Source organism: Psychrosphaera sp. (genome assembly GCF_982872775.1).
In genome coordinates this window covers 48788-71784 of record NZ_CEYNSH010000014.1, presented here as the reverse complement: position 1 = coordinate 71784, position 22997 = coordinate 48788, and the positions used below count along the sequence as shown (strand labels likewise).

The window sequence follows — 22997 nt, the reverse complement described above, 5'->3', positions numbered from 1 at the left end:
TTAATAACTTTAAGTTCTTGAATGTAACTGATCAAAACCTCAGATAACAAAGGCGCCAATCGAACTCCAATAGACATGGTCTTATTGCTTTTAAACATTGTATAACCATCTCCCCCGGCGGCTATATAGTCAGAGGTAGCGACGGTGTATTCGTCATTCATTACCAGCGGCTGGCCATTTATATACACTGACTGAACACGAAATTCTTCGCCTAATTTATTAATTTCATATTTAAGACCTGAAACATGGGGAAAACGACCTTTCAATTCAGTAATTTTACTGACTCCATTATTAAGGGCTTCTAGTATCTGCTTCCCTGTCACTTTTATCATCACCACACGACTTCGAAATGGTAACTCAGTCGCTATCAAGCCCCTGGTTATTGGAGTGCCTGGGTTGTATACGTTATTCCCCCTAATTACGCCACCATTTATCAAGGCAATATCACTTCCAGTAAATAACCTCATTGAATCGGCTAATAAGTTTCCAAATGCGTTTTCTTCACTTCTGACCGATCTCCTCGTAGTGTTGATACGGCTTGCAAATATACCTAATTCTGTATCCAGAAGGCGGTTTAATCGCGTGGTATATTCTTCAATTTGTTGACTTATCGCATTGTCAGCCGGAAGGTTGCTCAAACTTATATAGTCAACATAGTGGTCCTTACCGTTAGTGTTAATGACTAAACCAGTATGCGGTTCGTTATATAAAACAACATTTTTATCTCGTTTTAATGACTGAATATTTTTCTCTGACAAAGACGTGTCTGTAATGATTATGAGATCAATAACCTGACTATTAATTATTTTTTGAATCCGTTGGTCATAATAGGACACTATTAACAACGTAATATCGGGATCTTCAGGTGAAACTCGTTTTAACTCACTTGTTATTGCATCTATCGGATTTATTACTTCTACTCTTTTTAACAAATATTCTTCAATGACTGACTCGTTAATTAACCCAAACACCGCCATTTTCTTATTTTTTCGTTCTATTACGACATGTGAACTAAGTCCATCAAGAGGTGTCGATGTTTTCTTATCAACCAGATTAGTAGAAAATATAGGAAAGCCAGCTTCGTAAGCGCGCATTGATAACTCATCTTCAAAGTAGATAAATTCTCTTTTTGTTACTGCCATCGCGTCAGGTTCGATTGTATTTAATATGTCGATAATATGTGAACCTTTATCAAAGGAAGACATTGGACTTGGTCCTATAGAGCCACCACCAAAGATGAAAAAACTTGGAACCTCTTTTTGTCTTTGTTTTTTTACAAGGTAGGCTAGGTTTCTATAATCGCCCTGTAATTTGTTCAACATTGCTGGCATGTCTGCGCTAAACACTATGGTTATATTATTTTCATTTTTGATGTTTGATGCGGACACAACATAGGCGCTGATGAAACTAAAGATTAGAAACATCAGCCGGAGGTATTTTATTAAAGGTTGTGTATTGGTGTTTAACATAGATAATAACGAGTTAGTTTAGTTCTTTATCCAACCAGAACTTGGTTCCTTTTATTGTAGCTTGCAGTGCAATGCCACTTTCGGTGTAGGTATAAACTGTGACATCACCGTAATACGCTTCACCTTCTAAAGAGCCGCCCTTGCCTCCTGCTTTAACTCCTGCATCGGCGTTTCCTCCAAAGGTCCAACCGTTTTCAACAAAATCTTTTAGTGCTTTAGCGTTGTGAAATACCATAACAATTCGGTAATCTTTAGCCCCAAAGCCTAAACCAACGCCCGCTTCTGCCATATTCATATAATATGTCTTACCAGAGACTTTGTTTTTTACAACACCGTACCCGGTGCCCGCAGCGACAAATATAAAATTAACATTTGCGTTACTGAACACTGCATAACCAGGTGCAGTCGCTATTTGAGCCCTTGTATCTGGTTTTGCTTTATAAAGCTCCCTCAAAGCTTCTTTTTCCATATCATGTATCGCTGCTCGTTTGTCTTGCGGCGTACCATCTCCCATAGATGCACACCCATTTAACGCAAATAAAACGAATAACACGAAACAAGTTTTAAGAGATAGAAAGGAATGTGCGAATTGGGTAATAAAGCGTGGGTTTGGTTGGCGGTTCATAATAGCTCCATAAAACAATACAAATTAAAACAGTTGTTTAGACATAAGAATAACTATAGTCCCTATAACAAAAAGCCCCAATATAATTTGAGGCTTTAGTCGTCTTCATTTTGTTTAAGATATACCAGGAGCGATTACACTATTTTGCACATCACGTATATTAAGGTGGTTTCGAAGCCAAAGTTGATATTCTCCCCCGTTTAACTTGGCATCTGGAGAACAATCAACATTCCACCGTCTTAATAAGTATCCGACAAGAGCTGCATTGGTTTGTATTTTCAACATTCCATCGGTCATACCATAATCAATTTCGATGGCAGTGGAATATTTAATGTTATTTGGATGTGGGACTATTTCAAGTGTAATCGGCGTATTCCATTGCTCGTCAAAGTGTTTAGACTCTCTTTTATCAATTTGGTTAGACAATAAAGTAACTTTACTTATCCTTGTTAAAACAAAGTCCCTAAAGCTGTCTGATTTGCGATCATAACCCCTGACATGCCATCTTAATCCATTATCGACAATACTATGCGGCACAACTTCTCGTGCTGCAGAGCCACTACTTACCGAGGTGTATATAATACTGACTGCATTTCCATTCATTATTGCTTGTGAAAGTCGCGCAACAACCAATAATTCTGGAACGTTTAGTAAAGATGGTGTTTGAATTGGGTATGGTTGATTAGTAATAGCGTCATACCCATCTGATATTTGGTTGGACAGCTTTACCAGCGTTTTCCTTACATCATACTCAAACATAGGTTTAAAATTTGTTGCTTGAAACAAACGTTGATTCTCTGGATCTTCAATTATATTTTCAGGCGCAAAGCCTTTATACAGGGCAAAAGCTTTAAGTGCTTCGCTAGGTGCAGTTCCGAATCGCTCTTGCAACGAGAACGCATTTAAGTGCCCTTTGAAAAATAAGCTAAAATCGACAAAAGCCAACATTTGTTTTTCAGTGGTGTTTAAGGATTCCATTTTATTTTTATTATTTGAATGTGAAGCGCCCATTGATTGTTATCTTTTATTTTTATTAATTATAAGTTAATAAAAAAAGCCCGTTAAATAACGAGCTTTTCGAGGTTTCATTTAAAGAGACTGATAGATCTCTTTCATTGTTGTAATTGGATCTTGTGACTTGGTAATCGCACGACCGATCACTAAGTAGTCAGAACCACTGTCCACTGCTTTCTTGGGAGTCATGATACGTTTCTGATCGTCATTAGAAGCTGATGCAGTTCGAATACCTGGTGTGACTAATTTAAAGTCTTCACCAAACGTATCTTTTAGCATCGATGCTTCTTGAGCAGAACATACTACGCCATCTAAGCCGGCCTTATTGACCAAACCCGCTAAGAATAAAACTTGTTCTGCGGGACTGCGTTCGATACCGAGTTCTTGTAAGTCTTCTTCACCCATACTGGTTAAAACCGTGACCGCAATTAATAGCGGCGCCGATTCACCATAAGGCTCCAGTGCTTTTTTTGCCGCTTCCATCATCTTTACGCCACCACTAGCGTGAACATTAACCATCCAAACTCCTAAATCCGCTGCCGCTTTCACTGCTTTAGCAACAGTGTTTGGAATGTCGTGAAACTTGAGATCCAAAAACACATCAAAGCCACGAGCGTGCAACGCTTTAACAAACTCTGGTCCAAAATGACTAAACATTTCTTTACCAACCTTAAGTCGACATAACTTTGGGTCTAAATGATCGACAAGGGCTAAGGCATCTTGTTGTTTATCAAAGTCTAATGCGACTACAATTTTTATATCTTCCACGCTCTACTCTTTCAAAAAGTTAAAATTCAAAATTGACGTTTAAATTCCATCTAACCCTGTAAGCGGCTTTATTGTCTGCCAACTGTTACAAGCTGGACAGCGCCAACTAAAGTTATTGGTCGAAAACCCACAGGACTTGCACTCGTAATTTGGCTTTAGTTCAATGTAATGTTTAACCAATTTTTGTAATTGGTCAAAATGTTCATCTGACATAAAGAACTCTTTTTCAAGTTCAATTAATTTACCAAATCCACGTACGCTCGGTACATACTGTAGTTGTTGTATAATGTATTGCCTAGCGGCTTCAATACCTTTTTCTTTCGCTATGAAATCGGCCATTTGATTATGGGCATTCACACTAGAAATGTTTTTTTCTTTCAATAGCCAATATAGCCATGCAGCTTGTTCAAACTCATCAACAAAACACTCAGGCGCTATATCAAATAATGCAGGAGCAAATGTTGGTTCTTTATCTAATGCTTGAATGATTAATTCACGAGACTTTTGTTTATTGTTAAGTAGCAGATATATCTTCGCCAACGACACAAGACTTCGTAAACAATGAGAATTTACTTTTAGTGCTCTTTTATAATTCTGTTTTTTGGCTTTTACATTATCGCTTTGATCAGCGAGTTCACAATAAAAATGACTGGTTAGTTGCCTGCTCTGTTCGTTAATAGCACTAGACTTTGTTTTTAAATAGGCATCAATACCCTTTTGCCATTCTCGTGTCTGCTCGTAAATATGCAAGACCATTAGTAGTGCTTCATTTGCGTGATCGGACTTCAATAATGGCATCAAACAATCTAAAGCATGCTCTAACATACCAGCCGACATGAAGTCTTGAGCTAATTCAAGTTTTATTATTTCTAATTCAAAGGCTGGAATATCAATTTGGTCGGTGTTGACCAAACCTTCATGGATAGCAATCGCTTTGTCGATTTCGCCTTTTTTTCTGAAAAGCTTAGCGAGTGTAAGGTAATTCTCAATATTTGCAGGTGTGTCATCAAAATACTGAATTAAACGATCGAAAGCTTGCTCTTCTTTATCATTTAATAACAAGGTGACACTAGAGTTTAGGGCTTGATTAAGGGAATTTTGCTGTTTGAAAAGTTCCTTTTTAGCGCTGTGCTTGCCCATTATCCAACCGTAGGCAACGGCGACTGGTAACAACAAAAATAACAGTTCAAGCATCTTTTTTGTTGAATACCTTTTTCAATGAAATAGTCAGGCTAGTAACCAATGCGCCTAACAAAGTGGTACACAATAACAAAAGGGAAAGTGGCGCTGTCAATTGAACAAATAATAAGTTTATGACAACTTCGTGGCCATTTTCACTTCCTAGTGCAAGTGCAAAAAGCAATGCAAAAATAAAAAGTAACGTTTTTATAAATTTCAAAAGCCTACCCCTATGTTAGGGGTATAAGGCTATTGTATGTCTCGATTATAGTCAATCAGGTATTACTTAAAATCAACTCTTTCGCGTAATTCTTTACCTGGTTTGAAATGAGGAACGTATTTCGCACCTAATTCCACAGACTCACCTGATTTAGGATTACGACCTACTCGAGGCGCTCGATAGTGTAATGAGAAGCTACCAAAACCACGTATTTCAATACGTTCACCACTTGATAGGCATTCCGCCATATTATCAATAATACTTTTTACTGCAGTCTCAACATCCTTAATCGGTAGTTGTTGATGTTGATCTGCCAATGTTTCTATAAGTTCAGACTTAGTCATTTATATCACCTAATATTGAGACAAAAATAAGGGAGCATTACGCTCCCTTATATTTATAGCTCATTTAAATTCAAAAGCTTAGTCTTTTTGTGCATTTTTAAATGCAGCAGCCATCGCATTTTCGAATTCAGGCGTTTGATTTTGTAAATTATCTAACGCTTGCTTCTCTTCTGCTTCGTCAATCGCTTTGATTGATAAGCTGATAGTGCGGTTCTTACGATCAACACCAACAAACTTAGCTTCAACTTCTGAACCAGCAGTTAATACTGTAGAAGCGTCTTCGATGCGGTCACGTGAAATTTCAGATACACGGATGTAACCTTCAACGTCAGTACCTAGCTCAACAGTTGCGCCTTTCGCGTCAACGTCTTTGATAGTACCTTTAACAACTGCACCTTTCTTGTTGTTTTCTAAGTATTCAGAGAACGGATCAGAATCCATTTGCTTAACGCCTAGAGAGATACGCTCACGCTCTGGGTCTACTTGTAGAACAACAGCTTCGATTTCGTCGCCTTTCTTGAATTCACGAACCGCTTCTTCACCTGCAACATTCCAAGAAATGTCAGATAAGTGAACAAGACCGTCGATGCCACCGTCAAGACCGATGAAGATACCAAAGTCAGTGATTGACTTGATGTTACCTGATACGCGGTCACCTTTGTTGTGTGACTTAGCGAATACTTCCCATGGGTTGTCTTTACATTGCTTAAGACCTAGAGAAATACGACGACGTTCTTCGTCAATTTCAAGAACTAGAACTTCAACTTCGTCACCTAAGTTAACAACTTTAGATGGGTGGATGTTCTTATTAGTCCAATCCATTTCAGAAACGTGTACAAGACCTTCGATGCCGTCTTCGATTTCAACGAAACAACCGTAGTCAGTAAGGTTAGTAACACGACCTTTAAGACGTGAACCTTCTGGGTAACGACCAGCGATGTCGCCCCAAGGATCTGAACCAAGTTGCTTAAGACCAAGAGAAACACGGTTTTTCTCTTTGTCGAACTTAAGAACTTTAACGTCGATCTCGTCACCAACTGCAACGATTTCACTTGGGTGCTTAACGCGCTTCCAAGCCATGTCAGTGATGTGTAGTAGACCGTCTAAACCGCCAAGGTCAACGAACGCACCGTAGTCAGTAAGGTTCTTAACGATACCTTTAACTTCTGAACCTTCTTCAAGGCTAGCAAGAAGCTGTTCGCGCTCTGCTGAGTTTTCAGTTTCGATAACTGCACGACGAGAAACAACAACGTTGTTGCGCTTCTGGTCTAATTTAATAACTTTAAACTCTAGCTCTTTACCTTCAAGGTGAGACGTGTCACGGATAGGACGAACGTCTACTAAAGAACCAGGTAAGAATGCTCGGATGCCTTCAACTTCAACAGTGAAACCACCTTTAACTTTACCAGAGATAAGACCTTTAACGATCTCTTCTTCTTCACACGCTTTCTCAAGACGAACCCAAGCTTCATAACGCTTAGCTTTTTCACGAGAAAGAATAGTTTCACCGAAACCGTCTTCGATTGAATCTAGAGCAACGTCAACTTCGTCACCAACGCTAACTTCTAATTCACCAGCGTGGTTTTTGAATTGTGCTGCAGGGATTGCAGATTCTGACTTAAGGCCAGCGTCTACTAATACTAAGTCACGTTCGATAGATACGATTGTACCTTTAACAATTGAACCTGGACGTGTTTCGATAGTTTGAAGGCTTTCTTCAAATAATTGAGCAAAATTTTCTGTCATGATTTATCTTCATTTAATCCAATGTTGCGTTCCTGCGACAAAGGGGTTGATGTTTAACTTGTTACTTCCATGCTAACAAGGCTTTCTAAATGGTTATTTTATTTTACTTTCAACGACTTCTATAAGCTGTTCAAAGACTTGATGAGCGTTTAGATTGGTAGAATCTATAGTGATTGCATCTTCTGCAGGCACTAATGGAGCTACACTTCTGTTCATATCCCGCTCATCACGAGCCTGAATATCGCTCAAAAGGTCGCCGATTTTAACATCGTGACCCTTGCCCTGCAACTCTTTAAAACGCCTATTTGCACGTTCTTCAGCACTTGCAGTTAAAAACACTTTAATTGTTGCATCTGGAAACACAACCGTTCCCATGTCACGACCGTCGGCGATTAAACCTGGTGCCTGACGAAAAGCGCGTTGGCGACGCAATAGCGCCTCTCGAACTCGTGGTAATGAGGCTATCTGTGACGCTACACCACCGACTTCTTCATTCCTAATTGAGTGGGTCACCTCTTCACCTTCTAAGATGATCTTTGAGGCATCTTCGCTTGACTCAAACTGCACGTCCAAATGTGCTGCTAAGGGAATCAAACTCTCTTCATCACTTGGTTCTATTTGGTGGTGAATGGCGGCTAAAGCCAATACGCGATAAATCGCACCGCTGTCCAAAATTTCCCATCCAAATCGTTGAGCTAATAAACGACAAACTGTGCCTTTACCTGCACCGCTTGGGCCGTCTATTGTGATTACTGGTACTGATTGCTCCATAAATACTCCACTCGCTAAATTTGCGGGCGGTATTATACGCAAAAAGCCTCAAAAAAGAATTAATTTTAATTGAAGGTTTGTGTTTGGGGATCCATACATTCCGAAAAGCTTGCTCTAAAATCCCCAAACTAAACAGCTTTTGTAAGGAAAAGGTGTTTAGTCAATAACCATTAAATGATTAATCAAACAATGTTGAAAAGCGTTCAAAGTAATCTGGGAAAGTCTTACTCGTAACCTCTGGGTCATTAATAGTAACGCCACATTCTTTAAATATAAGCAATGAAAAACACATCGCGATTCTGTGATCATCATAGGTGTCTATGTCTACGTGCAATTCTTTATTTGGAGTGACCTTGATGTAGTCGTGCCCTTCTTCTACTTGCGCACCAAACTTTTTAAGTTCTGTTGCCATCGCCGCCAAACGGTCTGTTTCTTTAACACGCCAGTTGTATATATTGCGAATAGTCGTCGTGCCTTTTGCAAATAGCGCTGTTGTTGCAATCGTCATTGCCGCATCTGGAATATGATTAAGGTCTAAATCGACACCTTGTAATTGACCGTTTGATTCAACAGAAATGTGGTCATCGAAATAGCTAACCTTAGCACCCATTTTTGTTAATACGTCCGCAAATTGAATATCACCTTGCACACTATTTCTACCAACACCATATACATTCACTGGTCCACCGCTAATGGCCCCAGCCGCTAAAAAATAAGAAGCGGATGACGCATCCCCTTCCACCATGAACGTTTTAGGGGATTGATAGGTTTCTTCACCGGTAAGTTCAAAAGATTCATAGTTGTTATTTTTGATGTCTACACCGAATTGCTTGATGATTGACAAGGTCAGTTCTATGTATGGTTTAGAAACGAGCTCGCCAATCATAGAAATTTTAACCGGTTGGTTAAGTATTGGTGCGGCCATCAACAACGCCGATAAAAACTGGCTTGAAACACTGCCATCGATTTTCATTTCAATGGACTGGTTAAGCGAAGTCGCATCGAAAGGTTTTATGTCCAATGGCGGAAAACCTGGTTCCTGTGAGGCTACAATGTTTGGTGCAACCGGTGACAGTGCATCTAGCAAATGTCCAATTGGGCGTTCATACATTCTTGGTTCGCCGGTTAATTTGGCGTTGACCTGACTGAACGCTAAGACTGCCGCAAGGGGACGCATTGCTGTACCTGCGTTACCTAAAAACAACTCTGACTCTGGTGTTTCAAATTGCCCCGCGACACCAGTTACAGTGCACACCGTTTTGTCATTATTTAATTCTGTCTTCACGCCTAACAGATTTAGGGCTTTTAGCATGTGGCGTATGTCATCACTGTCTAAAAGATTGGTAATGGTTGTGGTACCTTCACAAAGCGCCGCTAGTAATAAAGCTCTGTTCGATAAACTCTTTGATCCAGGAACTGTGATATCACCTTTGCAATCTGTTTTATGGGTTAATGTTAACGTTGATGACATGGATTTACTTCTTTCCTTCCTGTTGTAATTCAAATTCTTTCATAAACTCTGTAAGCGCTTGAACGCCTTCAATTGGCATCGCGTTGTAGATGCTCGCTCTCATTCCACCGACGCTCCTGTGCCCCTTCAATGCAACTAAGCCACGCTCTTTAGCGGCGGCCAGAAATTCATCGTTTAATGATTCGTCTTTGAGATAAAATGTAACATTCATCAAAGAGCGATTTTCTTTTGCGACACGGTTTTCATATAAATTGGATTCATCGATTGCCTTATACAGTAAGGCCGCTTTTTCTTTGTTTACTTTCTCTATAGCGTCAACGCCGCCATTTTCTAATAACCACTCAAATACAAGCTTGGAAAGATAGATAGCGAAAGTAGGAGGCGTATTGAACATACTCTCTTTTTCTTGGGTAACGCGGTAATTTAACAAGCTCGGTATGTTGTTTGGACTTCTTTTTAGTAACGCGTTATTAATAATAACGATACTTAAACCAGACGGGCCTATATTCTTCTGAGCACCGGCATATATAATGTCATAGTCTGTAACATTAATGTTTCTAGAGAGTATATTAGATGACATATCACAGACAACTGGTACGTTACGCGTTACCTTTAATGCCTTAGGTGACTCAAATATTTCAATCCCATCAACCGTCTCATTCGAACAAAAGTGAATGAAATCGGCGCTTTCATCAACGGTCCATTTATCAAACGGTAAAACACTTGATAAGCCGTTTTTTACCACTCTGCAGACTTGTTCATTGGCCGTCATAAACTTACTTGCCTCATCAACAGCGTCAGATGACCATTGCCCTGTTGTGACGTAGTTTGCCGTATTACCTTGGTTTAGATTCATAGGTACAGCAGCGAATTGACCACGGCCACCCCCTTGCATAAACAGCACGCTATAATTATCAGGAATATCCATTAGCTTTTTGAGCGCAGCAACGGCATTTTCATACACGGCAATAAACTCTTTACTGCGATGGCTCATTTCCATAACAGAACAGCCAGTGTCCTGCCAATTGATCAGTTCGGACTGTGCTTTTTGCATCACTTCTTTAGGTAAGGTCGCGGGTCCAGCGCAAAAGTTATAAACCGTCATTGTATTCCTGCGTACGTATTTGGTGAGAATAAGTAAATTGAACTTTTACTCTAACCTCCTCAAACGCGGGAAACAAGGGCTAATACAGATATTTTAAAACAAAGATTGTTGACCTGAGCTCACTACACTTTGGGTGTTTTTCTTTTTGAGATTTTTGGTTCCATTGCGACGACGACTAGCGTGTTTTTTTATTACTCTTTGTGTTTCAGATTGTATTTCGTTTTGTTGGTAATATTCTTTAATTCTTAAACGAGCTTGTTGAGCGAGTCGCTCAGGTGGTTCTATTTTGTAGTACCTATCTTCCTTTAGCTTGGTGTATAGCCAGGGTTGTTGTATAAAGCTGTCAGGGACATGGTCTAGTTCCGGTATCCATTGCCTAACGAAGTAATTATTCGGGTCGTATTTCTGGGCTTGGATCAGTGGATTGTAAATTCTAAATGGGTTAATTCCAGTCACACCCGATTGCATTTGAATTTGCGGATAGTGGATACCTGGCTCGTAATCAACAAACATTTGCGCCAAGTGGTGCGCAGGCCTTTGCCAATGCAACCACAAATGGTAACTCGAAAAAGACGTCAACATTGCTCTCATTCTAAAGTTTATCCAGCCGTTGTGATTAAGCATACGCATGCATGCATCGACGAATGGCATTCCTGTGTTTCCCTCGCGCCATCGAGAGAATCGCGTCTCACAAAAGTCATTTCTTCGCATTCCATCCAAGCTGCGATTTACAGCACGAAATTCATGTTGAGGTTCAGATTCAAACTTTTGAACGAAGTGCGAATGCCAATGCAGCCTCGATATAAACCCATTTCGGTTTCGTTTAAGCTTTGGGTCATCTACTTCTAACGCCTTTTTCATTACGGTTCTTAGCGACAATACACCATATGCCAAGTAAGGACTGAGCCGAGAACTGCAGGTTTGACTTTTTATCGGACTACTTATCCCATATAAGTAAGAACTTAGCCGCGTCTCTAGGAAGCTCTCCAACGTTGTGTGAGCTTGATGTAACCCGCCCAATTGAGGCGATACCGTCGTTAAAGCATCATTGCCTGGATATGTATCAAAAAACTCAAGCCCCGTATTTTTGTTTAAGTAACACTCAATCGGTCGAAATGGTGAGTAGGTCAAGTCATTGTAAAAATCTTCGATAACTTTATTGTAGTTATTGCGATTTAACCTTCCGCGCACTACGGCTTTGTGCCTAAACTGTCGCCAGGTTATTTGAGCTTTTTTACACCATTTGGCTACTTTTTTATCTCTTTCGAATGTCCAGTCGTTCCCTGTCTCTTCATAGCTATAGATATTTTTGATTGGTACATGACGATGAATATTATTCAAAATAGTGGTGGCATCTCCTTGTCTAATTGTAATCACCATTTGATGGTGATTTAGCGCTTTCGTTAATTCGCCTAGCGATTGCTTTATGAATTCAAATTGACGCTGACTTGTATCGGGCAAACACCAATATTCTGGTTCAACCACGTACAAAACAATAACGGGAAGTTTACTTTGTTTGGCGGCATTAAAACTCTCGTGATCCTCTAGGCGCAGGTCCCTTTTTAGCCATATAACATTTACAGACATACTCGTTCGTTAACGCTCAATCAGGTCTATTCGACAATGGAAATTAAAGTTTAGACAATCCTTGTTTTACGACTAAAAACCAATGTTGATCACACTAAATAGACATCGTTTTTGAACAGACATAAATTGTTACACCCTAAATTCAAACCTTTTTCAACGCCACAACGACTAAGTGTGTGTTCAAGTAATTAATACTAAAAACTTATAACCACTTATAAACATCTATAAAAGAATGGAATTATGATAAATAAAACAGGTAGTCCTTTTATTGCCCCGTTAGTGATGTTAGTCATGAGTGCAGGTGTTACTGCAGCGGAGTATTATCCAATCGTAAAAACGAACGCAACATTCGAGCTTGATGGCAAGTTAGACGAGCCGGAATGGAAACACGCGACTAAGGTCGAGCTTCCATACAATATTAACCCAGGTTTGAGTACTCCCGCTCCGGTAAAAACAACGGCTTATATATACGAAACAGAGTCTTCGTTAATGGTGGGCTTTATTGCAGACGATCCTGACCCGAGTAAAATTAGAGCCTATTACCGTGACAGAGATACCATCTTCCAAGACGACTTTGTCGGTATCGTTATTGATACGTTTAATGATAACCGCCGTGCCTATGAGTTTTTTGTTAATCCGTTTGGTGTCCAAGGTGACTTAATCAAAGATGACACTCAAGGGGGTAATGAGGATCATAATTGGGATGCGATCTGGAATAGCGCCGGTCACATTTCAAACACAGGTTATTCTGTAGAAATAGAAATTCCTTTTAACGTTATGCGTTTTCCAGCTGATAAAGAATCAATGGATTGGGGAATTCAAGTATTAAGAATATATCCCAGAGATAAGCGAATGGTTTTGGCAAACACCGTTATCGACCGAAACCTAGATTGTAGCCTTTGTCAGTTTGATAAATTAACGGGCCTTTCCAAAAAAGAACAAGGTAACAACCTACAAATCACCCCTACTCTGACCTATTCCTATTCTGAGGGTAAATCAGTAATACCTGGAGAGTGGGATGAAAGTGACGATAAAGCAGATGCTGGTGTTAATGTTCGTTGGGGTATAAACGATAACGTATATCTAAACGCAACCATCAACCCGGATTTTTCTCAAGTTGAAGCAGATGCTGCACAACTTGACATTAATAACACCTTCTCTTTGTTTGTTAATGAAAAACGCCCATTTTTCCTGGATGGTCGTGACTACTTCAGTACCCAACGTATGAACCTTTTGCATACTCGTAATATCAACGCCCCAGAGTACGGTTTGAAATTAACGGGTAAACAAGACGCTCACACATATGGGCTACTTGCGGCAAATGATGAGTCCACCGCATTTTTGATGCCTGGTAATCAAGGCTCCAGTGTGGCAGAACTTGATGAAAAATCAGAAGTCCTTGTGGGTCGCTATCGCATGGATATAGGCTCCAGAAGTAATGTCGGAGCTATCATCACCAATAGGCAAGGTAGTGATTACAAAAACACCGTTACTTCTATTGATGGCAGAAACAGCCTGACTAAGTCTGATACGATCAGCTATCAAGTTTCGTACTCTGATACAACTAACCCAGATTCAATTCAAGAAGACTTTGACGTCGCAAGAAAACAAAGCGACAGCGCCTATTCTCTTCGTTATAGCCACAATGCCCATAACTATGGTTTTAGTGCAAATCATATGAATTTTGGTGAAGACTTCCGTGCTGACTTAGGTTTTGTAGGTCAAACCGGCGTTAGAAAGTCGATTGTTGGTGGTTATTACAGCTGGTTACAAGAGGACGGCAGCAGTTGGTCAAGGTATGGGGTAAATGGTGATTGGGATATTACTCACGATGAAGACGGTAATGTGTTAGAACGTGAAATTGAGATGTATGTAAACGCTGATGGTCCCCGTCAATTGTTTTTGGAAGGAGGCGTAGTATCTCGTACCTCTTTCTGGGAAGGGCAATTTTACGATGTTGTTAATCCAATGACGTTCTTTAGATTTGACCCAATAGACAACTTAAGAGTGTGGACATTTTTGAGAGGTGGTGACCAAATTGATTATGCAAATAACCGTTTAGGTGATGGAAAAATAGCCGAAATTGGTGGCGCTTTTAAAATTACAAAGCATCTCAATGGTGAATTGAATTATAACCATCGAAAGTTAGATGTTGAAGGCGGTAACCTATTTACCGCTAACCAATATGATTTGCGCCTTAACTACCAATTTAACCTTAAGTCGTTCATCCGTTTTAACGTTCAATATACGCAAATTGATAGAAACCAAGACTTATATGTCGATAAAGACGTAACTGAGAAGTTTGAAGGAATGCGAACAGAGTTGTTGTACGCTTACAAACTCAACCCTCAGTCTCTCTTCTATCTTGGCTATACCGACCGTGGTAAAAAGGACGACTTAGTCGATGAAATAGAAAAAGACCATCGTAAAGTTTTCATGAAACTGAGTTATGCTTTTAGAATGTAGTTTGTAAGAAATCATAACAGGCACAAAAAAAGACGGCACATTGGCCGTCTTTTTGTATATCTCTTTTAATATCAGTAAGCTGATATCTTTTTAAAGATAATTAGTCTTCTTGTGAATTAGACTCATCGCCCGCTTCTTCGCTAGGACTGTCGTTGGAAACTTCTGACGTTTCTGTTTGAGCATCATCAACGATGATTTCGTTACCGTCTTCATCAAACACTGGACTCTCTTCGTCTTCAATTTCTTCAATCTTAGCAAGGCCAACAACTGACTCACCTTGAATCGTCCTTATCAAACGAACACCTTGAGTATTACGACCTACAACTGACACTTCTTGGACGCGAGTACGTACTAATGTGCCCTGGTCGCTGATGATCATAATTTCGTGGTTGTCAGCAACTTGTGTTGCACCGACTACCAAACCGTTACGTTCACTTACTTTGATAGATACAACACCTTGTGTTGCACGACTCTTAGCTGGGTACTCATGTTGTGGTGTACGTTTACCAAAACCATTTTCAGTAACAGTCAAAATGTTGTCTTCGTGATTTGGCACAATCAAGGATACAACTTTACTGTCTTCAGTAAGCTTGATACCACGAACACCAGTAGCAGTTCGGCCCATTGAACGAACTTGGTTTTCATGGAAACGAACCACTTTACCGTTTTGCGAGAACAACATGATTTCGTCTTCGCCGTTAGTGATAGCAGCACCGATTAACTTATCACCTTCGTTTAGGTTCACTGCGATAATACCGCTTGAACGTGGACGAGAGTATTCCGTTAACGCTGTTTTCTTAACGGTACCGTTCGCTGTTGCCATAAAGACAAACTTATCTTCTTCAAATTCTTTAACTGGAAGAATAGTTGTGATCTTTTCTTCAGCATCAAGTGGCAACAAGTTAACAATTGGACGGCCACGTGACTGACGGCTTGCCAATGGCAATTGGTAAACCTTTAACCAATACATACGACCGTAGTCGGAGAAACACAATATAGTATCGTGTGTATTAGCGATAAGTAGCTTCTCGATGAAGTCTTCGTCTTTCATCTTCGTAGCAGACTTACCACGACCACCACGACGTTGTGCTTGGTAATCAGTTAACGGTTGGTACTTGGTATAACCTTCGTGAGACAGCGTTACTACCACATCTTCTTCGTTGATTAAGTCTTCTAGGTTGATATCGTGAGATGCATCGCGAATTTCTGTACAACGATCGTCGCCGTAGGTTTCTCGAACTAACTCAAGCTCTTCACGAATGACTTCCATCAGTCTTGCAGGTGAACCAAGAATTTCTAATAACTCAGCTATAAGTTCGAGAAGATCGGCGTATTCACCTAAGATCTTTTCGTGTTCTAAGCCAGTCAACTTATGTAAACGTAGCTCTAGAATCGCTTGCGCTTGTTGCTCAGTCATATGATATTCGCCATCGCGGATACCATATTCAGGCTCAAGCCATTCTGGACGTGCGGCATCATCACCCGCGCGCTCTAACATTGCCGCAACATCGCCAAGTTTCCAACCACGTGCAGTTAAACGAACTTTCGCTTCTGCAGGGGTCGGTGAAGTTTTGATCAACTCAATGATTTCATCGATGTTAGCAAGCGCAATGGCTAGTGCTTCAAGAATGTGGGCGCGATCGCGAGCTTTTCTCAAGTCAAATACGGTTCTGCGAGTGACGACTTCACGACGGTGAGAAAGGAATGCTTCTAGCATTTCTTTTAAGTTAAGAATCTTAGGCTGACCGTGATCAAGTGCAACCATATTCATACCAAATACAGTTTGCATTTGCGTCAATGAATATAAGTGGTTGATGATAACCTCTGTCGGCTCTCCACGCTTAAGTTCGATAACGATACGCATACCATCTTTATCTGACTCGTCGCGCAAAGCAGAAATACCTTCTAACTTCTTGTCTTTAACCAATTCAGCGATTTTTTCGATTAGACGCGCTTTGTTTACTTGGTATGGAATTTCGGTAACGACAATAGTGTCCTTACCTGTTTTCTCGTCCGTCTCGATTTCGGTACGTGCACGGATATAAACTTTACCGCGACCTGTACGGTACGCTTCCTCAATACCTTTACGGCCATTGATAATAGCGCCAGTAGGGAAATCAGGGCCTGGTAGGTGTTCCATCAATTCTGGCAACGTAATGTCTTCGTTGTGAGACAAGGCTAGCGTTGCAGCAATAACTTCACGTAGATTGTGAGGTGGAATATTGGTCGCCATACCTACTGCGATACCCGAAGAACCGTTTACCAACAGGTTAGGAACTTTTGTAGGTAAAACTGCTGGGATTTGCTCAGTGCCGTCGTAGTTAGGTACAAAATCAACGGTTTCTTTTTCTAGGTCCGCTAATAGTTCGTGAGCTAACTTTTCCATACGTACTTCGGTGTAACGCATTGCAGCCGCAGAGTCACCATCGATAGAACCGAAGTTACCCTGACCGTCTACTAATGTATAGCGAAGTGAGAATGGCTGAGCCATACGAACGATAGTGTCATAAACTGCACTGTCACCATGTGGGTGGTACTTACCGATTACATCACCTACGACGCGCGCAGATTTTTTGTAAGGTTTGTTCCAGTCATTTTTTAGTTCGTTCATCGCGAACAACACACGTCGATGTACCGGTTTCAATCCATCGCGGACATCTGGTAACGCACGACCTACAATTACGCTCATCGCATAATCTAGGTAACTGGTTTTTAATTCTTCTTCAATATTAATCGGGCTAATATTGTTGGCGAGATCTGTCATAAACGCACTGTTCCCTGCAACTACTTTAATGAAGTTTTATTGTTATAAATCAGCTCGCGATTGTAACACAATGCTCAAAGCTGGCTAGTTTAAATTGTAACTTTGACTTGATGACGATTAAATTTCAATCTCTATATAGAACAACAGGTGAATTAATAGCTAATTAGCGACAAAGATCTTTTTCGATCTTTATAAACCAACGAGAATATGGCATCGTATTTGACGATAATTTAGAACCTATATTTGAGTAGTCAAAAAGAATGACGTCCAATTCTGATCAAAGCAATTCAAACACCAATGTCGACAACCAAGAAATCGACAAATTTAACTCTATCGCAGCCTCATGGTGGGACCATAGTGGTGAGTTTAAGCCACTACATTTATTAAATCCCGTAAGAGTTGCTTACATTCAAGAAAAAACAAATTCTGTCGCGGGACGTAAGTTATTAGACATCGGCTGTGGCGGCGGCATCCTTGCTGAACAACTTGCAAAACTCGGTGCCGATGTAACGGGTATCGACCTAGCTGATGACTCACTCGCAGTTGCAAAGCTTCATGCATTAGAAAGCCAAATTACAAACGTACAATATAAGAAAGAGTCTGCCGAAGAGCACAGCTTTAACAACCAGGAACAATACGATGTTGTCACTTGTTTAGAAATGTTAGAACACGTTCCTGATCCCCGTTCTGTTGTTCAGGCAGCGGTATCAGCGTGTAAGCCAGGTGGTACCATCTTCTTTTCAACATTAAACAAAACCTTGAAGTGCTATTTGCTGGCAATAGTGGCAGCAGAAAAAATGTTGAAGTTAGTACCCAATGGAACTCACGATTATGAGAAGTTTATAAAGCCCGCTGATTTAATTCGATGGATAGAAGAAGCTGGGGCAAAAGTTAAAGAAACAACAGGTGTACATTACAACCCTTTAACTGAACAATTTGCGATCAAGCCTGGGGTTGACGTTAACTACATTTTGTACGCTGAAAAACTTTAGATCGTATTAACAAAATCGAATGAATTAATGAATTTTTTCGAAATATTTTTTTAGAGAAAAAAGCTAAAAACTATAGATTTTTAAATTTTGTTTTTGGAATAAACATTGTAGCGTAAGGGGCTACTTACCCAAAAAAACAGCGCTCATTTTTGCGCCTAATTTGGGGCTTGCATTTAGTTCCCTCACACTCTATCTTGTGGTCTAGCAATTTTCAAAACACTATATGATGTGTTTTTATCCAACGGGTAAAAACAGCTGATGTTTAGATAAACAAAGCCGTGCGCATAATATAAAAATAAAGGACAACCGGGCAAAATGAACAATAGCCTTTCTGTGAGCAAACGCGATGGTTCAAAAGAACCTCTTGATTTAGAAAAAATCCACCGCGTCATTACTTGGGCCGCTAAAGGCCTAGACAACGTATCCGTTTCTGAAGTCGAAATTCGTTCTCATATCCAGTTTTACGATGGAATTAAAACTGAAGATATCCATGAGACGATCATAAAAGCAGCCGCTGATCTTATTTCTGAGACAACGCCAGATTATCAATACTTATCTGCGCGCTTAGCTGTTTTTCATCTTCGTAAAAAAGCGTATGGCCAGTTTGAACCGCCACGTTTATACGACCACGTCACTAAAATGGTTGCAGAACGCCGCTACGACGAACATTTACTTGCTGATTACACAGAAGCTGAGTTTGACCAAATTGACTCGTTCATCGAGCACAATCGTGATTTAGACTTTAGTTATGCAGCAGTCAAACAGTTAGAAGGTAAATACCTGGTTCAAAACCGAGTTACCGGTGATATCTATGAAAGTGCGCAATTCCTATATGTCCTTGTAGCGGCTTGCCTTTTTGCTAAATATCCAAAAGAAACACGTCTGGACTATATTCGTCGTTTCTATAATGCTGCATCACAGTTTAAGATTTCACTACCTACACCAATTATGTCCGGTGTTCGTACTCCAACTCGTCAGTTTAGCTCTTGTGTTTTGATTGAAACTGATGACAACTTAGATTCAATTAATGCGACATCTTCTGCTATCGTGAAATACGTTAGTCAGCGAGCTGGTATTGGTATTAATGCCGGTCGTATACGTGCTCTGGGTAGCTCTATCAGAAATGGTGAAGCTTTCCACACCGGTTGTATTCCTTTCTACAAGCATTTCCAAACGGCGGTAAAAAGCTGTTCACAAGGTGGTGTTCGTGGTGGTGCGGCTACCCTATTCTATCCGCTTTGGCATTTAGAAGTAGAATCACTACTTGTACTAAAGAACAACCGTGGTGTTGAAGAGAACCGTGTTCGTCACTTAGATTATGGCGTTCAGTTCAACCGCACTATGTATGCGCGTTTAATTAAAGACGATTACATAACGTTATTTAGCCCGTCGGATGTTCCAGGTTTGTATGATGCGTACTTTGAAGACCAAGACAAGTTCGAAGAATTATACGTTAAGTACGAAAACGACGACAGTATTCGCAAAAAGCGTATCAAAGCAATCGAACTATTCGGCTTATTCTTGAATGAACGCGCAAGCACAGGTCGCATTTATTTACAAAACGTAGACCATTGTAATACCCATAGTCCGTTCAATCCGAAACTAGCGCCAGTGCGTCAAAGCAACCTTTGTTTAGAGATTGCTTTACCGACTAAGCCTCTACAACACTTCCATGATGAAGAAGGTGAAATTGCATTGTGTACCCTAAGTGCATTTAACTTAGGCGCAATTAAGTCACTAGATGAAATGGAAGAACTGTCTGAACTAGCAGTACGTGCACTAGACAGCCTTCTTGATTATCAAGATTACCCCGTTAAAGCAGCTTACAATGCAACTATGGGCCGTCGTACATTAGGTATCGGTGTCATTAACATGGCTTATTACCTGGCCAAGAATGGCGCTAAGTACTCAGACGGTTCAGGCAACAACCTAATTCACAGAACGTTTGAAGCAATGCAGTTCTACTTACTCAAAGCTTCAAACAACTTAGCTAAAGAAAAAGGTGCGTGTCCTAAATTTAACGAGACTACCTATTCACAGGGTTTGTTGCCAATCGATACTTATAAAAAAGCGGTTGACGAATATTGTGATGAGCCTCTTCATTTAGATTGGGATTCACTGCGTAAAGACATCGTGGAGCACGGACTACGTAACTCTACTTTATCAGCGCTAATGCCGTCAGAGACATCTTCACAGATCTCTAATGCAACCAATGGTATCGAGCCACCGCGTGGTTTGATCTCGGTTAAAGCAAGTAAAGACGGTGTACTTAAGCAAGTCGTTCCAGAAATTACGACTTTACGCAATCAATACGAGTTATTGTGGAGCCTTGAGAATAATACCGGTTATTTACAGCTTTGCGGCATTATGCAGAAGTTCATCGACCAAACGATTTCTGCAAACACTAACTATGATCCGAGTAATTACAAAGATCACAAAGTGCCAATGCAACAACTGCTTAAAGACCTATTAACCGCTTATAAGTACGGTGTTAAAACGCTTTACTATCATAACACTCGTGACCAGGCTGGTACTGTGTCTAAAGACGGCAAAGTAAAACCAGTAGAAGCACCGACAACAGTTGTCATTGAAGAAGACGACGGTTGTGAAGGCGGCGCTTGTAAGATATAGCTCGTTTGGGCTAGTCAAACGATAATAAATAAGGTGCCTTGGCACCTTTTTTATTGCACTACAAGATTTGTTTAACTTCATAATTTTATTATAAAAAATACCTATAATTTTACTGGAAACATTTATCTTAAATGGCAGTGGTACTAGTTCAAAAACATAGGTATTATTGTGAACAATAACGGGACTATTCTCGTATAGATTCTAGTAAATCAATCACAAACTTATGTTACAATCACGGCTTGAAATTAAAGACCGTTCACACAAAAAGTAATGGACGTACTTAACCCTTTAATTTAAAAGTTATTAAATTTATTTCGTCGCGTGGGCACTGCAGATAATTGTAGTTTCACGGCCAAGTTTAATATTATAAGTAGAGTTTAAAATAATGCGCTATACCACTTTTAATCAAAATGATGTCAATCCGTTAGAACAGCCAATGTTTTTTGGCGAGAGCGTAAACGTTGCTCGTTATGACCAACAACGTCACTCTATTTTTGAAAAGTTAATTGAAAAGCAGTTATCGTTTTTCTGGCGTCCAGAAGAAGTTGACGTTAGCCGTGACCGTGCTGACTTCCAAAACATGACGGATAGCGAAAAACATATTTTTATCTCTAACTTAAAATATCAAACTCTGCTTGATTCAGTCCAAGGCCGAAGCCCAAATGTTGCTTTGCTGCCTATTACGTCATTACCAGAGTTAGAAACTTGGATTGAGACATGGTCGTTCAGTGAAACCATTCACTCTCGTTCATATACACATATCCTTCGTAACTTGTTTACGGATCCAAGTGAAGTGTTTGACGACATCGTCAGAAACGAAGAAATCCTGCGCCGTGCAACGGATATCTCTAAGTACTACGATGATTTGATTTTCCATACACAACTATTCCAAACCTTAGGTCTTGGCGAACATACTATTGATGGCGAAACATATACCGTCAGTATGCGCGGACTTAAGAAAAAGCTTTATTTAGCGGTCAATTCAATCAATGCCTTAGAAGCGATTCGTTTCTACGTTAGTTTCGCCTGTACGTTTGCGTTTGCAGAGCGTGAAATCATGGAAGGTAACTCAAAAATCATCCGTTTGATTGCGCGTGATGAAAACCTTCATTTAACCTCTACTCAGCACATGATCAACTTGTGGGCTGACGGTGAAGACGATCCAGAAATGCAAGAAATCGCGATGGAATGTTTCCAAGAAGCACAAGATATTTTCATGCAAGCGGTTGAACAAGAAAAAGAATGGGCGGCATACCTATTTAAGGACGGTTCAATGATCGGTCTTAACGAAGAGATTCTTTGCCAATATGTAGAGTACATTGCAAACCACCGTATGACTGCGATCGGAATGCCAGCTAAGTTTGACATCAAGAGTAACCCACTCCCATGGATGAACAAATATTTAGAGTCGGACAATGTTCAGGTCGCACCGCAAGAAGCAGAGATCAGTTCTTATCTTGTAGGCCAGATTGACTCAGAAGTTAATGCTTCGGAATTTGATGGTTTTGAACTGTAACTAAAAGTTGCAGTCTAATTTAGCGCCACAAATTAAATGAGCAAAATCCTAGTTTCAAAAGGAAGTGATTCTGACACTACTTCGGCTATCGAGTTTGATGAACAGGACACCTGTTTATTGAACTCGTTACAAAAAAACGGTGTAGAGGTGTTATATCATTGTCGTGAAGGATTTTGCGGAGCGTGCCGTTGTAAATTAAAAGAAGGCGCAGTTGAGTACTTGAATGAACCTTTAGCTTATGTTCGAAAAGGCGAAATCCTCACCTGTTGCAGCAAACCAACTTCTGATATAAAAATAGAGCTTATATAAGCTCTATTTTTTTATTACCA

Annotated in this window: 18 protein-coding genes; 5 read left to right on the top strand and 13 right to left on the bottom strand. The window is 40.2% G+C overall.

What is annotated here, in order from left to right; all coding sequences use genetic code 11:
- The 12 genes from AC4E96_RS06220 to AC4E96_RS06165 form a co-directional block, all read right to left on the bottom strand.
- The coding region (locus tag AC4E96_RS06220) for a bifunctional metallophosphatase/5'-nucleotidase (protein WP_490255220.1) at window positions 1-1331 on the bottom strand (1331 nt) is incomplete at its 3' end.
- 151 nt (window positions 1332-1482) lie between these two features.
- Window positions 1483-1983 carry a lipid-binding SYLF domain-containing protein gene (locus AC4E96_RS06215; RefSeq protein ID WP_488033120.1) on the bottom strand — a complete coding sequence of 167 codons (501 nt, stop codon included), beginning with the start codon at window positions 1981-1983 and terminating at the stop codon, window positions 1483-1485.
- Window positions 1984-2208: 225 nt separating this feature from the next.
- A complete protein-coding gene (locus tag AC4E96_RS06210; RefSeq protein WP_490255219.1) occupies window positions 2209-3105 on the bottom strand; it encodes a WYL domain-containing protein in 897 nt (298 codons plus the stop codon).
- A 78-nt stretch (window positions 3106-3183) separates the two neighbouring features.
- On the bottom strand, window positions 3184-3876 hold the full coding sequence (gene pyrF, locus AC4E96_RS06205; protein WP_490255218.1) for an orotidine-5'-phosphate decarboxylase: 693 nt from the start codon (window positions 3874-3876) through the stop codon (window positions 3184-3186).
- Between the two features lie 39 nt (window positions 3877-3915).
- Window positions 3916-5070, bottom strand: a complete 1155-nt coding sequence (locus tag AC4E96_RS06200) for a hypothetical protein (RefSeq protein WP_490255217.1) — start codon at window positions 5068-5070, stop codon at window positions 3916-3918.
- Window positions 5063-5275 (bottom strand): lipopolysaccharide assembly protein LapA domain-containing protein, encoded by a 213-nt coding sequence (locus AC4E96_RS06195; RefSeq protein ID WP_488033111.1) that lies wholly within the window; start codon window positions 5273-5275, stop codon window positions 5063-5065. Before AC4E96_RS06195 ends, AC4E96_RS06200 begins: the two co-directional genes overlap by 8 nt.
- Window positions 5276-5337: 62 nt before the next feature.
- Entirely contained in the window at window positions 5338-5619 is a 282-nt protein-coding gene (locus AC4E96_RS06190) for an integration host factor subunit beta (RefSeq protein ID WP_488033110.1), read from the bottom strand.
- A gap of 78 nt (window positions 5620-5697) precedes the next feature.
- On the bottom strand, window positions 5698-7365 hold the full coding sequence (gene rpsA, locus AC4E96_RS06185; RefSeq protein ID WP_488033109.1) for a 30S ribosomal protein S1: 1668 nt from the start codon (window positions 7363-7365) through the stop codon (window positions 5698-5700).
- 93 nt (window positions 7366-7458) lie between these two features.
- Window positions 7459-8136, bottom strand: coding sequence for a (d)CMP kinase (gene cmk / locus AC4E96_RS06180; protein ID WP_490255216.1), 678 nt, complete (start codon window positions 8134-8136; stop codon window positions 7459-7461).
- Between the two features lie 178 nt (window positions 8137-8314).
- Complete coding sequence (gene aroA, locus AC4E96_RS06175) at window positions 8315-9607, bottom strand: 3-phosphoshikimate 1-carboxyvinyltransferase (RefSeq protein WP_490255215.1); 1293 nt, start codon at window positions 9605-9607, stop codon at window positions 8315-8317.
- A 4-nt stretch (window positions 9608-9611) separates the two neighbouring features.
- Window positions 9612-10712 carry a 3-phosphoserine/phosphohydroxythreonine transaminase gene (serC, locus tag AC4E96_RS06170; protein ID WP_488033106.1) on the bottom strand — a complete coding sequence of 367 codons (1101 nt, stop codon included), beginning with the start codon at window positions 10710-10712 and terminating at the stop codon, window positions 9612-9614.
- Between the two features lie 93 nt (window positions 10713-10805).
- Complete coding sequence (locus AC4E96_RS06165; protein WP_490255214.1) at window positions 10806-12299, bottom strand: cryptochrome/deoxyribodipyrimidine photo-lyase family protein; 1494 nt, start codon at window positions 12297-12299, stop codon at window positions 10806-10808.
- Between the two features lie 240 nt (window positions 12300-12539).
- Here AC4E96_RS06165 and AC4E96_RS06160 point away from each other — a divergent pair, with 240 nt between their 5' ends.
- A complete protein-coding gene (locus tag AC4E96_RS06160; RefSeq protein ID WP_490255213.1) occupies window positions 12540-14765 on the top strand; it encodes a carbohydrate binding family 9 domain-containing protein in 2226 nt (741 codons plus the stop codon).
- Between the two features lie 100 nt (window positions 14766-14865).
- On the opposite strand, the gene gyrA is transcribed toward AC4E96_RS06160, so the two are convergent.
- A complete protein-coding gene (gene gyrA / locus AC4E96_RS06155; RefSeq protein ID WP_490255212.1) occupies window positions 14866-17529 on the bottom strand; it encodes a DNA gyrase subunit A in 2664 nt (887 codons plus the stop codon).
- A 260-nt stretch (window positions 17530-17789) separates the two neighbouring features.
- Between gyrA and ubiG the strand changes: the two genes are divergently transcribed.
- The 4 genes from ubiG (at window position 17790) to yfaE (ending at window position 22977) form a co-directional block, all read left to right on the top strand.
- The gene (gene ubiG / locus AC4E96_RS06150) at window positions 17790-18521 is read left to right on the top strand and encodes a bifunctional 2-polyprenyl-6-hydroxyphenol methylase/3-demethylubiquinol 3-O-methyltransferase UbiG (RefSeq protein WP_490255211.1); all 732 of its coding nucleotides are present in this window, start codon (window positions 17790-17792) and stop codon (window positions 18519-18521) included.
- Between the two features lie 315 nt (window positions 18522-18836).
- Window positions 18837-21152, top strand: a complete 2316-nt coding sequence (gene nrdA, locus AC4E96_RS06145) for a class 1a ribonucleoside-diphosphate reductase subunit alpha (protein ID WP_490255210.1) — start codon at window positions 18837-18839, stop codon at window positions 21150-21152.
- Between the two features lie 385 nt (window positions 21153-21537).
- Window positions 21538-22668 carry a class Ia ribonucleoside-diphosphate reductase subunit beta gene (gene nrdB, locus AC4E96_RS06140; protein WP_490255209.1) on the top strand — a complete coding sequence of 377 codons (1131 nt, stop codon included), beginning with the start codon at window positions 21538-21540 and terminating at the stop codon, window positions 22666-22668.
- Window positions 22669-22704: 36 nt separating this feature from the next.
- Entirely contained in the window at window positions 22705-22977 is a 273-nt protein-coding gene (yfaE, locus tag AC4E96_RS06135; RefSeq protein ID WP_488033099.1) for a class I ribonucleotide reductase maintenance protein YfaE, read from the top strand.
- The last annotated feature ends 20 nt before the right edge of the window (window positions 22978-22997 follow it).

Coding starts and splice junctions, on each gene's coding strand:
- AC4E96_RS06215 (WP_488033120.1), bottom strand. CDS start 1,983: ATGGGAGATGGTACGCCGCAAGACAAACGAGCAGCGATACATGATATG.
- AC4E96_RS06210 (WP_490255219.1), bottom strand. CDS start 3,105: ATGGGCGCTTCACATTCAAATAATAAAAATAAAATGGAATCCTTAAAC.
- AC4E96_RS06200 (WP_490255217.1), bottom strand. CDS start 5,070: ATGCTTGAACTGTTATTTTTGTTGTTACCAGTCGCCGTTGCCTACGGT.
- AC4E96_RS06190 (WP_488033110.1), bottom strand. CDS start 5,619: ATGACTAAGTCTGAACTTATAGAAACATTGGCAGATCAACATCAACAA.
- rpsA (WP_488033109.1), bottom strand. CDS start 7,365: ATGACAGAAAATTTTGCTCAATTATTTGAAGAAAGCCTTCAAACTATC.
- cmk (WP_490255216.1), bottom strand. CDS start 8,136: ATGGAGCAATCAGTACCAGTAATCACAATAGACGGCCCAAGCGGTGCA.
- aroA (WP_490255215.1), bottom strand. CDS start 9,607: ATGTCATCAACGTTAACATTAACCCATAAAACAGATTGCAAAGGTGAT.
- serC (WP_488033106.1), bottom strand. CDS start 10,712: ATGACGGTTTATAACTTTTGCGCTGGACCCGCGACCTTACCTAAAGAA.
- AC4E96_RS06165 (WP_490255214.1), bottom strand. CDS start 12,299: ATGTCTGTAAATGTTATATGGCTAAAAAGGGACCTGCGCCTAGAGGAT.
- AC4E96_RS06160 (WP_490255213.1), top strand. CDS start 12,540: ATGATAAATAAAACAGGTAGTCCTTTTATTGCCCCGTTAGTGATGTTA.
- gyrA (WP_490255212.1), bottom strand. CDS start 17,529: ATGACAGATCTCGCCAACAATATTAGCCCGATTAATATTGAAGAAGAA.
- ubiG (WP_490255211.1), top strand. CDS start 17,790: ATGACGTCCAATTCTGATCAAAGCAATTCAAACACCAATGTCGACAAC.
- nrdA (WP_490255210.1), top strand. CDS start 18,837: ATGAACAATAGCCTTTCTGTGAGCAAACGCGATGGTTCAAAAGAACCT.
- nrdB (WP_490255209.1), top strand. CDS start 21,538: ATGCGCTATACCACTTTTAATCAAAATGATGTCAATCCGTTAGAACAG.
- yfaE (WP_488033099.1), top strand. CDS start 22,705: ATGAGCAAAATCCTAGTTTCAAAAGGAAGTGATTCTGACACTACTTCG.